Consider the following 11,739-nt stretch of genomic DNA (forward strand, 5'->3'; position numbering starts at 1 on the left):
GAACCCAACTCCTTGTGTCAACTATTTTCTCCAAAATAATTTTGGACGGTTTTAGTGTCTCCTGAAACTGCCCACAGTACCGGGTTCTAGGCAACAATGGTTTATGCACTGTGTTGACTAAGGATGGAAGAAGCGTGAATTTTCAGTCGGTAATAAGTTTATTGCATCATTTCTGGGGCGATCGCGGTTGTCTTATTGCCCAGCCCTACGATATTGAAAAGGGGGCTGGTACTAAGAATCCCCAGACTTTTTTAAGAGCATTGGGGCCGGAACCTTGGGCTGTTGCTTACGTTGAGCCTTGTCGTCGTCCTACTGATGGACGCTACGGCGAAAATCCCAACCGCTTCCAACACTATTATCAGTACCAAGTTCTGATTAAGCCATCACCAGATAATATTCAGGAGATTTATCTTGATTCGTTAAGAGCTTTAGGTATTCGTCCTCAAGACCACGATATTCGGTTTGTAGAGGATAACTGGGAAGATGCAACTGTGGGAGCTTGGGGCACTGGGTGGGAAGTATGGTTAGATGGGATGGAAGTTACTCAATTTACCTATTTCCAACAGTGTGGAGGAATTGATTGCCGTCCGGTGTCGATTGAAATTACATACGGGTTAGAGCGGCTGACAATGTATCTCCAGCAAGTAGAAGCATTTACTAAGATCCAGTGGACAGACAACATTACTTATGGCGATGTTTTCCTGCAAAGTGAGATTGAGCAATGTACATACAACTTTGAAGCGTCAAATCCTGAGTTGCTACTGACATTATTTAATTTGTATGAGCAGGAAGCTACCCAATTGACGGAACGAGGATTGGTATTGCCTAGCTTAGATTATGTAATGAAGTGTTCGCACACATTCAATCTGCTGGATGCTAGAGGTGTGATTTCGGTGACGGAGAGAACTCGCTATATTGCCAGGATTCGGCATTTGGCTAGGAAGGTAGCTCATTTATATGTTGAGCAAAGGGAGAAGTTGGGTTTTCCGTTGCTCAAAGATACTGTGAGTTCAACAGGAAGCCCAATATCCTAAAGGGTGCGGCTACACGAACTAAGTACAATTTTGTGTAAAATAAGAGCTGTTTGAAGGCAGAGGTACGCAAAGTAAAGGCAAAGGTACGCAGAGTCGTCCAAATTTAATTCACTACGATTTTGTGTTCTGTTTATCCTTGTGGCGCTGAGGTTTAACCTAGGTATATTTTTTTGATGTAGCTTTTGTTAAAGGATAGAAATACGGTTAAATATTGTATCTAGAACATTAAAGCTACAAGAAGGATAAGGCCCGCCTGTGCGGGCTTTGTTTATATAAACTTGATGGATTATACTCACCACAAGCATAAAAACTTTTCGCTGTTGCTAATTAGAGAGATAAAAAGCTCACGCAGAGGTGCTCCAAGCACAGATAATAAGAGTTTGGAATATTTTATTTTTGAATTTCATAACCAAATTCAGCAACGCCGATTTTTCTTTATTGCTGCCCTATCTATATTTAAATCACCTGTAAATTCAGATTGCTAGGTGCTTTTACAAAAATCTTATGATTCAAACCAGTGGTGTAATTATTTGTCTTGGCTACATTTTTGGGTTGCTGCTTACAGCAGTTCCCTGGGGTGGTGTGGGGATTTTGGTTGTGGGGATTGTGGGAGCAATACTTTTTAGAAAACGCATCACACTACAGCAATTTGCTCAGAAATCAGAAAATGCTGGAAGCAAAAATAAGGCAGTGCCTAATATTTGGCAAACTACTCCCCATCCTCGAATATGGCTAGCTGCTGGCTTGGTGGGATTACTGGCAACTCTATATTTTCAATGGCGAATGCCACAACCGGGTGCAAAAGATATTAGTCAGTTTGTCCCACCTGGAAATAGCAGTAATCAAGAACAACTTGTGATTGTACGCGGCGAAGTGGCGAGTAATCCCCGCTTAACTCGCAGTCAGCGAGGACAATTTTGGCTGGAAGCGACTCAGCTAGATGAAGTCAAAAATAATAAAGGTTCAGCGGGTGTTCCACAAGGGGTTACAGGCAAATTGTATGTGACAGTGCCTATACTTCAGGCTACTGGGTTATACCCTAGTCAACAAATTGCTGTGACTGGGATTTTATACAAACCGAAGGCGGCTTCCAATCCTGGTGGTTTCGACTTTCAGAAGTTTCTCAAGCAGGAAGGAACGTTTGCCGGTCTAATTGGGCGACAAATAAATGTTTTGGAGCCGGAACGTAAATGGGGATGGTGGCAAATTCGGGAGCGAATTGTGCGATCGCAAGTTCGTTGGTTGGGCATTCCTGAAGGACCTCTTGTCAGTGCAATGGTTTTAGGTAGCAAGGCTGTTGATTTACCCTACGATATCCGAGACTTATTTGTACAAGCCGGATTAGCTCATGCTTTAGCAGCTTCTGGATTCCAAACTTCTTTGATTTTGAGTGTGATTTTACAGTTAACAAGGCGGGCAAGAAAAGGAACGCAATTTACCCTTGGTTTTTTGGCTTTAATTATTTTTCTGAGTTTAACAGGGTTTCAACCTGCGGTTCTCAGAGCCGTAATTATGGGTTTTGCGGCATTAGTTGGTCTGCTATTAAAAAGGAAGGTAAAACAGTTTGGATCGTTACTATTGGCAGCAACTCTCCTATTAGTGTTTAATCCTCTATGGATTTGGGATTTAGGTTTTCAATTGAGTTTTTTAGCAACATTAGGATTAGTTGTAACAGTACCCGCATTAGTTAATTGTCTAGCATGGCTACCGCCTGCGATCGCTGCTTTGATTGCTGTTCCCCTAGCTGCAACTATTTGGACTTTACCTGTGCAACTTTTTGTCTTTGGAGTTGTACCATCTTATAGTCTGTTGCTGAATGTAGTTAGTACTCCATTAATTTCGATCATTAGTATAGGTGGAATTATCAGTGCGTTAGTAGGTTTAGTTTGGACTGAAGCAGGAAGCTTCCTAGCCGGGGTGTTACATTACCCTACTGATTGGTTAATTAAACTAGTGGAATTTTTTAGCAATTTGCCTGGAAATTCTGTTGCGGTGGGCAGCATATCTACTTGGCAGCTTTTGGCAATTTATATACTAATTATATTGGTCTGGCTAGTACCTTGGTGGCAAAGGCGGTGGTGGTTTGCTAATATGATTGCGATTGGTTTAGTATTCATCCCACTTTGGCATTATAAAAATACATTGTTTAGGATAACTGTCTTAGAATCTGGTACGGAACCAATTGTAGTTGTTCAAGATCGAGGGACTGTAACTGTAATTAATAGTGGCGATGAAGGTACAGGACGTTTTACAATTTTACCGTTTTTACAACAGCAGGGTGTAAATCAAATAAATTGGGCGATCGCAACTGATTTCCAAGGCAATGAAAGTAATGCTTGGTTTGAATTAATGCAACGTTTACCAATCAATAATTTTTATGAATATTTACCCCAAACAGATAATTCTATTACAACTCAGGCAATTCAACAGGAACTACAAAAACATCAAGGAATTTATCAACCATTAGCAGTTGGTCAAGCTGTGAAAGCTGGTTCGATAGTAGTGCAATTAATTAACGATCAATTACCTATTTTACAATTGCAAATTTTAGATCAGAATTGGTTATTAGTAGGTAATGTTAAATCTAAAGAGGTACAACAACTAGTTAAAAATGGAAGTTTGACTCGCCCGCAAGTGCTTTGGTGTGCGCCTGAGTCATTGAAAGATTTAGTTATTGCTCTGCAACCACAAGTAGCGATCGCTTCTTCTGCCAACTTTGATCCAAAAACTTTATCTGAACTGAATCAAAGCCAAACTAAACTGTTCTTTACGGGACGAGATGGGGCTATTCTATGGACTCCTAATGGTCAGTTTGAGGCGTTTATTGAATCAACAGAAAATAAATCATCTGTTTTATAAAAAACTTAAAAATTCGGTGAATTCAAGTTGTATTAAATTTATGACAATCTACTTTTATAGCACTCGTGAAGAATATGGCTGTTTCTCTAACTTTTCACCCCACGGTTTTGAATTAGATGGATTATACTGGTCAACTAGCGAACACTACTTTCAAGCACAAAAGTTTGTAAGTACACCTCATGTATAACAAATACGCCTAGTTAAAACATCTAAAGATGCGGCAAGAATGGGGCGTGAGAGAAACCGTCCCCTACGTCAAGATTGGGAACAAGTTAAAGACGACATCATGCGGCAAGCTGTGCTATGTAAATTTCAAACTCATACAGATATTAGAGATATCTTACTTTCCACAGGAAATGCAGAAATTGTTGAGAACTCGCCTATCGATTTTTATTGGGGTTGTGGAGCCGATGGCAGTGGTAAAAATATGCTAGGAAAAATTTTAATGGAGGTGCGGGATATCCTGCACAATACATACAGAGCATATATTAATAATAAAAGTGTTAAATAATCTTGTAGGAAATAGTTTTTTAATCGAACTACTCCAGACGTAGAGAACACGAAGAGATAAGAAATAAAGACGATCGCAAACGCTCTAAAACTTCTATAGAGTTATTATTCTTCATGAGTGGTAATCTAAAAATCTCGATTAAAATTCAATAGCGATCGCTATATAAACTCTCACCTCTTCTAAACTTATGCTGTGGTAAACGAGACTGCTGAAAGATGCATCCTGGTTTTGGGAACACTAAATTTAGCAGCAGACTTCACAGGAAGGAGTTGATGTCTAAAGGCGAATGGAATAAACAGATCGAAAAATACAGCTCTCTTGCAATTACCCATAACATACCTAAAATCAGTGAAGCGTAATACCATTACCCATGAATTTAATTCTAGTTCGCAAGCAGAAATAATACCTCCACAAGAAAGTGATGACCACTTGTCAGAAGCATCCAAGCTACTACGGCAAGGAATTCAACAGCAGCAAGCTGGCGAATTAATAACGGCTATGAAGTCTTTACAGCAATCCTTGGGGCTGTTTCAGGCGGTTGGCGATTTAGAAAAACAGGCACAGGTACTTTCTTTTTTAGGATTGGTAACTTACAGCGCTGGAGACTATAAAGGTGCTATCTCTTACTCCCAACAGTGTCTTTCTTTGCTCAATAACACTTCAGATTTAGCATTGCAAATGCAATCTCTTTCCCATTTAGGCAATGCATACCGTCACCTGAATGATCATAAAAAGGCTATTGAGTTTCTAGAAAAATGTTTGAAAATAACGCAGCAACTCCAAGACAAACGAAGTCAAGTGGCAGCACTGAATAATCTGGGATTGGTGTATAAAGCTTTAGGCAACTTTACACAGGCTATTGAGTATCAGCAGCAAAGCTTAGAGATTGTGCGGGAACTCAAAGATAATTGGGGCGAGGAACAGGTACTCAAGAACTTGGGTAATGCTTGGTATGCTTTGAACAATTACCCAAAAGCGATCGCCTATTATGAACAATGTGTAGTACTATCACGCTCCTTAAAAAATGTTCGCAGTGCTTCTCAAGTGCTAAAGAATCTGGGCAATGCTTGTTATGCTTTAGGTGATTATACCAAAGCCATTAAGTATTATGAAGATCGGTTGCAATTAGCCAAAGAAATTCAAGACAAGCGTAGTGAGGAACAGTCATTAAATAGTTTAGGAGTTACTTGTGAAGCTTTGGGTGACTATAACAAAGCAATTACATATTATGAAGAACGTTTGTTGTTAGCTAGAAATACCAAAGATCGTCGCAGTGAAGAACAAGCTCTTGCCAGTCTGAAAGTCGCTTGCTACGCCTTGGGTGATTATGCCAAAGCTATGCAATATCAGCAGGAAACATCTTCAAATAGTTAAAAAGTAAGACCGGATAACAATTCAAAATTACTCGCACAGATCAATTTCCCCGATTGTCTTTTGTTGTTGGAGATATACGAGAACTTCTAATGTATCGACTTGGGGAAATTCTGCGTAAAAATTACTCACACTCCAGAAGGGTTCGGGTGTTTCCAAGACTATTGTGCGATCGCCCCACTGTTCTAACCAAGGTAGCAATTTTTGTGGCGCTACTGGAGTACATAACCAAACTGCTGCTGGAGAAAGCGCTCTCATGGCAGTTGCTGCTACCGCTATTGTCATACCTGTAGCAATGCCATCATCAACTAAGATGAGCGTAGCATTCTCTGCATTCACTTGCGGACAAGCAGGAATTAATTGAGCCTCAAGAGACTTAGCAAGGTTTATTGCTTTATTTAAAGCTATTTCTCGCCACCGCGCATCATGTTTAGAGCGAAATAGCTTTTGATCGGCCCAAAGAACATTTCCAGAAGTAGTCACTGCACCAATTGCTAATTCTGGGTTTTCTGGATGGCTAATCTTTTTTGCCACAACAATTGTCAACGGACAATCTAAAAGATGTGCTATTGGTGCTGCTACTGGTACACCCCCTCTTGGCAAAGCATAAACAATTGGTACAGGCTTTACTCCAGAATCAATAGTTTGCTGAGTCAAAACATCATGAATTACTCGCGCCAATAACTCACCTGCATGGGTACGATCGGCGAAAAGTGGGGTATGTGACATGCTTTCCCCCAGCATTTTAGGACGGCACTGCTTTTATCATGACTGAATTTTGTCTCAAATTAACTGATACAATAAGATTTGTATAAATAATTAAGTATTCAGCAACAGTTTATTGTTCTGATAAATATCCAGCCAGAGGGCTATTTAAATCAGATATAACAGCTAGCGCTGATGCCAAAATCCTGATTTTCATGAGCAGCGAAACCCAACTCAGCCTCTTCGACGACTCAACTTTTAACCAACGAGAACTGATTCCTACAGACGCGAAAATTCCGATCGCTCCCGGAACTTATTCTGACATAACGGAGTTGACACAGCATTGTGATCGCTGCCACCGTTGTGCATTGGGAGACACTCGCACTCATGCTGTTGTCGGACGTGGCAATCTCAAAGCACCAATTATGGTCGTGGGAGAAGCGCCAGGTCAAAATGAAGATGAGACGGGTTTACCATTTGTAGGCAGATCGGGGCAATTGCTGGAGAAAATTTTGGCATCAGTGAATCTGACTACTGATCGTGATGTATATATTGCCAATATCAATAAATGTCGCCCACCAGAGAATAGAGTTCCCACTCCTGTAGAAGTGGCAGCTTGTCTACCCTACCTACTAGAACAAATTCGCTTAGTTGACCCCAAAATAATTCTGTTAACGGGTGCGACTGCTGTCAAAGGGATCACTGGTGATAAGCGGGGAATTACGAAAATTCGCGGACAGTGGCTAGAGTGGGAAGGGCGTTTATGTATGCCAATTTTTCATCCTTCCTACTTGCTGCGTAACCCTTCTAAGGAAAGAGGTGCGCCGAAATGGTTGATGTGGCAGGATATCCAGGCAGTGCGTGCCAAGTTAGACGAAATTCAAAATAACAGCTAATGTGGTAAATTTGCTCAAAATATATAGCAATGCATATCGGATTTAACTAATTGCGATCGCTTTATTTTAATTCAAGTGGAAGCGATCACATTTGTGTTCAACGCTAACTTTACTAAATCTGGCTGAAGAATTTATTTTTTGGAATTTCATAAGTAATTAAAGATTCCCAAAGACATAGGCAAAGTAATACCAAGAGAACCTATTGACCAATTTATTTAAAATGTAAGTTTTATCATACTGCCAATTTTTGTATTATACTTGTGGTATAAAATGATGTCTTCTTTAGTAGTGTAACGATAAAACCTATATTTTAATTTACCTGTATTTAATACTTTTAACTATTATTCATTGCCTTTTGTACTTTTTCTACTTGCTTAGGTGCTTGTATCTGATCAAACAGTTGAATTGCTTTATCAAAGCTTTCTTGACTTTCATAGATTTCACCCATCTTTTGATAAGTCAATCCTAATTGATAAGAAGTTTCAGCAAGATCATATTTAGCACCAATTTGCTTTAGGCCATTTACTGCTTCTTTATGATAATCAAGAGCTGTTTTAAAATCTCCTTGTTTTCTATATAGCTCTGCTAAACCACTTAGCGCTTTACTTTTATCCTGAGCGAATTGATTTTCTTCAGAATATGAAATGACTTTACGGTAAATGATGTCGGATTTTTCAATTTCTCCTAAGTTTTTGTATGTAAGAGCTAAGTAAATGAGTCTTCCTTCATTTATCCATGAAGGAAAATCCTTTTCTGGTAGTTTATTGTATAGTTGGTCAGCTATAGCTCTCGCATCTTGAGAATGACCTAAACAGTAGTTTAAAAATGCAAGATAAAATAAGGCAGATGGCGCATACTTGTTATAATCTAATCCGTGACAAAGCTCTTTCATTTGAGCGAAAGTATTGACGGCTTCTTCTAATTCCCAAAGACCTATTTGACAAATACCTTTAGTTAATAAGGAGTTGATTTCAATTAATTTGAGTTTTTTTTGAGTTTCTTCATCAATTTGATTTAAATCGGAAGTTAAGGATTGAAGCGCTATTTTTTGGGATTGTTCACAATATGTGATAGCTTGGTGAATATCACCGGACAGCCAACTTATAGCACCTAAAGTATGAATAAGTTTGGCTAGTCGATAATCTGATCGAAGCTTACCTGATATACTAATTATGGCATCAGTCATCGGTTGCAAAAGACCTCGTTTGTAAAATGATCGCCCCAGAGACTCATTAGTTCCCCACATATTATTTCTCTGTTCTATGATGACATCTGCGGCCTTTTCAAAGTTTTCAATTGTTACCCAATGATAGTGAGCTTCTAATGCAGTTAATGCTTCTTTTGTGTCTTGAACTATTTTTACTCTTTTTGTAAAAAACTTAGCGGACTGATAGTTTGCTCTTCGCCAGTCTTGACTTAGCTTCAGCCGACTAATTGCTTCTGCTCTGATAAAAGGGTGCAGCCAGTATTCACCATTACAGTATTCAATTTTATTGCAGAATTTAACCGAGGGACGCTGCTGAAACTCGACTAAAGAGCGATCGCGCAAATCATTGACTACCCGCAAATGTTGTGACTCAGGTACGTCCCACAATAAATCTAAAAGCCCAATAGTACATACTGATGGAACAACTTGATAACGATAGCATCCCAAGCGGCATAGAAGGTTATAAGCTTCAGGATAAGTTTTTTGGAGACGGTCGAACTGCTCCTTGATTAGGTTTTCTACATCTGGTTCGACTAGTACACTCTTATTTTGCTGCCAATAAGTAGCTAAATTCCCTTTAAAGTATCTCTGAATCGGATAGCAGAGAATTTTCATCACTAAGGCATTTCCACCAAACGCTTTGTGCATTTGAGCAAAAGCGTCAGTATTTGTATTGATACCACGGTTGTTAAAATACTCTCGCCATGCATGTTCGCTTAAACTTGGTAGCGGATAGTTAAAAAATTCTACATTTTCATGCAAAGGTTCGCGACTGGTAATGAGCGTTACTGACTGAACTTCAGAGTCCGCCAAGACTCGCAGCAATTCTACATAATGGCGGTGATGTTCTATAAATCTGCCCGCCTTATCAAGTGCAGGTTCTAGATTATCAATTAATACACCCATTGCCTGAGTTCTAAGCTTATGCTTCAGCCGCTCTAGTGATACCATAAACTCACGTCCAGGCTCCTCGCCTAGCTGCCGCAGTCGCTCTTCAACCAAACTCTCGACGGTAGCAATATCTTGGATTTCTTTAGCAATTGGAAATTCAATCAAAAAGTCAAATTTTTTCTTGAGATACTTCTTAGCCAAAGTTGTCTTACCAACACCACCAGGACTTTGGATGACAATTACCTTTTTACCTGCACTTACTAGTTCGTCCAGGTCAGCGATCGCTTCTTCTCGTCCAACAAAATTTGGATCTGACTCAGTTTTTGGGAGTGTCAGTTTTGGTTTTATAGTACTTGCATCAGTTTTTGGGAGTGTCAGTTCTGGTTTTGTAGTATTTGCAGAAGCATTACTCCTAATCCACTCAGGCATATATTGAGCAAACAGAGCCATCAAATCACTACGTTTTGAGCGGCGTTCATCTGGGAACTGATTTTTCAAGTTAAACGCTTTACAAATGGTTGAAATGTGTTGCCTTACTGTTTCTTCAGTAATACTCAAGGATAGGGCAATATCTTCATCTGTTTCGCCAGCTAAAAACCTCTTCAAGACTTCTTGCCGTCTTGGAGTTAATTGTTGAAACCCTTTGTCAAATTCCCCTCTAGTCATATTTATATGCTAGTTAAAAACATCTTCACAAGTGTTTATGAAAAGCAATTTAGTAAAGACTCACACTTGTGCAATCGGTGTTTATGAAAACAGTGCAAAGATGAAATTACTTGGCAGAGTGTAAACAAAGTAATTACTTAACAAAAAATTCAGTTAAGTTACTCAAAATCATCGAGGTATGAAGTAATGAGTCGTTTTGAGAAAATTTCTCTAATCATAGCCATCATAGGTCTTTGCCTAGAATTAGCTCATTTCTATATTCAGCCCAACGAGTTGTGTCAATCGTCGGAAAGGGAATCAGTAACAACACATATACGTATATTACTAGCTAAACGTGAAGCCAGATAAGCTAAAAGCGATCGCCTCAAGAATCAGCTTTTGGTTCACAGAGGCTTATTTTCCAAAACAAGACAACAGATTCAAACCTTGAAACCCTGATTAAATCTGACTTTATTAATTAACCTGAGTTCAGGATAAGGAAAGGGGCAGGTAGTAAGCTGAAAATAGCGTAAAATCCAGCACCTGCCCGATGTTTAGTTTAGAAGCATTATTCTGTCACGTAGATGATTTCTGTCAGAGATTTGAAGGTCAATGGCACAGAACCCTATTAAAACATGGAGGAATCAAGCGAGTTCGTGCAAAAAGCTTGTGCTTAAGCGAAATCATGACAATTGCGAACGCATTTCACCAAAACCATTACCGAAGTTTCAAGCATTTTTATTTAGAACATGTACAGAAACAATGGAGGTGTGCATTTCCAGGACTTCCAAGCTATCAACGATTTGTCGAATGGATGCCATCAGTTCTCATCCCTCTATGTGCATACTTGAAGCATTGTTTTGACAAATGTACTGGTATCGGTTTTGCAGACTCAACCAGCTTGAAGGTCTGCCATAATCGTCGAATTTCAAGGAATAAGGTGTTTAAGGATTTTGCTGCTAGAGGTAAGACTTCCGTCGATTGGTTCTTTGGGTTTAAGTTGCACATTGTAGTTAACGAACTCGGTGAAATCCTAAATGTGATTTTGACCCCTGGTAATATTGATGACCGCAAACCCATTCCTGATTTACTCAAAGATTTGTTTGGCAAAATCTTTGCAGATCGGGGTTATGTCTCGAAACAGCTAGCTGACAAACTTTATTCTTTGAATTCGGAATTGAATTTTTTGCGAAACCACGTCGCAATATGAAAAATAAGTTGATGCCCCTTCATGACAAACTGTTGTCACGTAAGCGTTCAATCATTGAGACAATTAACGACCAACTCAAGAACATTTCTCAGATCGAACATTCTAGGCATCGAAGTCCTGTTAATTTCTGTGTTAATGTTCTGTGTGGATTAATTGCTTATTCTCACCAACCGAAGAAGTCTAGCCTTCAAATGGACTGGATCTTATCTCAATCTGCTTAACCCGAACTCAGGTTACTAACGATATTTTAGTTTCTTTGTACTACTCAGCTTGATTTTTTTGATGTGTAACACTTTCGGGTGCGGAATGTAAGATGTAAATGATTAGACTCTATATGTGAAAGAGAAAATTTCAGTCCACTAATTGCGATGACTTATTTTAACGTGAGTCTCCAACGGAAGCGCACGTTA

At 39.4% G+C, this 11,739-nt stretch carries 6 protein-coding genes and 2 pseudogenes; 6 read left to right on the forward strand and 2 right to left on the reverse strand.

Annotation, left to right across the window (positions count from 1 at the left end):
• The first annotated feature begins 134 nt into the window (after positions 1 to 134).
• The 4 genes and pseudogenes from glyQ to HWQ40_RS06240 all read left to right on the forward strand — a co-directional run bounded on the left by glyQ (position 135) and on the right by HWQ40_RS06240 (position 5,778).
• The gene (glyQ, locus tag HWQ40_RS06225; RefSeq protein ID WP_292775682.1) at positions 135 to 1,034 is read left to right on the forward strand and encodes a glycine--tRNA ligase subunit alpha; all 900 of its coding nucleotides are present in this window, start codon (positions 135 to 137) and stop codon (positions 1,032 to 1,034) included.
• A 504-nt stretch (positions 1,035 to 1,538) separates the two neighbouring features.
• Complete coding sequence (locus tag HWQ40_RS06230; RefSeq protein ID WP_292775685.1) at positions 1,539 to 3,893, forward strand: ComEC/Rec2 family competence protein; 2,355 nt, start codon at positions 1,539 to 1,541, stop codon at positions 3,891 to 3,893.
• Positions 3,894 to 3,933: 40 nt separating this feature from the next.
• Positions 3,934 to 4,404 (forward strand): annotated as a pseudogene (locus tag HWQ40_RS06235) (NADAR family protein).
• 348 nt (positions 4,405 to 4,752) lie between these two features.
• The gene (locus HWQ40_RS06240; RefSeq protein WP_292775687.1) at positions 4,753 to 5,778 is read left to right on the forward strand and encodes a tetratricopeptide repeat protein; all 1,026 of its coding nucleotides are present in this window, start codon (positions 4,753 to 4,755) and stop codon (positions 5,776 to 5,778) included.
• 27 nt (positions 5,779 to 5,805) lie between these two features.
• On the opposite strand, the gene HWQ40_RS06245 is transcribed toward HWQ40_RS06240, so the two are convergent.
• Complete coding sequence (locus HWQ40_RS06245) at positions 5,806 to 6,504, reverse strand: phosphoribosyltransferase (protein ID WP_292775688.1); 699 nt, start codon at positions 6,502 to 6,504, stop codon at positions 5,806 to 5,808.
• Positions 6,505 to 6,695: 191 nt separating this feature from the next.
• Here HWQ40_RS06245 and HWQ40_RS06250 point away from each other — a divergent pair, with 191 nt between their 5' ends.
• Complete coding sequence (locus tag HWQ40_RS06250; protein ID WP_292775690.1) at positions 6,696 to 7,376, forward strand: uracil-DNA glycosylase; 681 nt, start codon at positions 6,696 to 6,698, stop codon at positions 7,374 to 7,376.
• Positions 7,377 to 7,710: 334 nt separating this feature from the next.
• On the opposite strand, the gene HWQ40_RS06255 is transcribed toward HWQ40_RS06250, so the two are convergent.
• Positions 7,711 to 10,140 carry a LuxR C-terminal-related transcriptional regulator gene (locus tag HWQ40_RS06255; RefSeq protein WP_292775692.1) on the reverse strand — a complete coding sequence of 810 codons (2,430 nt, stop codon included), beginning with the start codon at positions 10,138 to 10,140 and terminating at the stop codon, positions 7,711 to 7,713.
• A gap of 529 nt (positions 10,141 to 10,669) precedes the next feature.
• Between HWQ40_RS06255 and HWQ40_RS06260 the strand changes: the two are divergent.
• A pseudogene (locus HWQ40_RS06260) lies at positions 10,670 to 11,550 on the forward strand (IS982 family transposase).
• The last annotated feature ends 189 nt before the right edge of the window (positions 11,551 to 11,739 follow it).

This window comes from Nostoc sp. NMS9, from assembly GCF_017114995.1.
In the GTDB taxonomy this organism is placed as follows: domain Bacteria; phylum Cyanobacteriota; class Cyanobacteriia; order Cyanobacteriales; family Nostocaceae; genus Nostoc.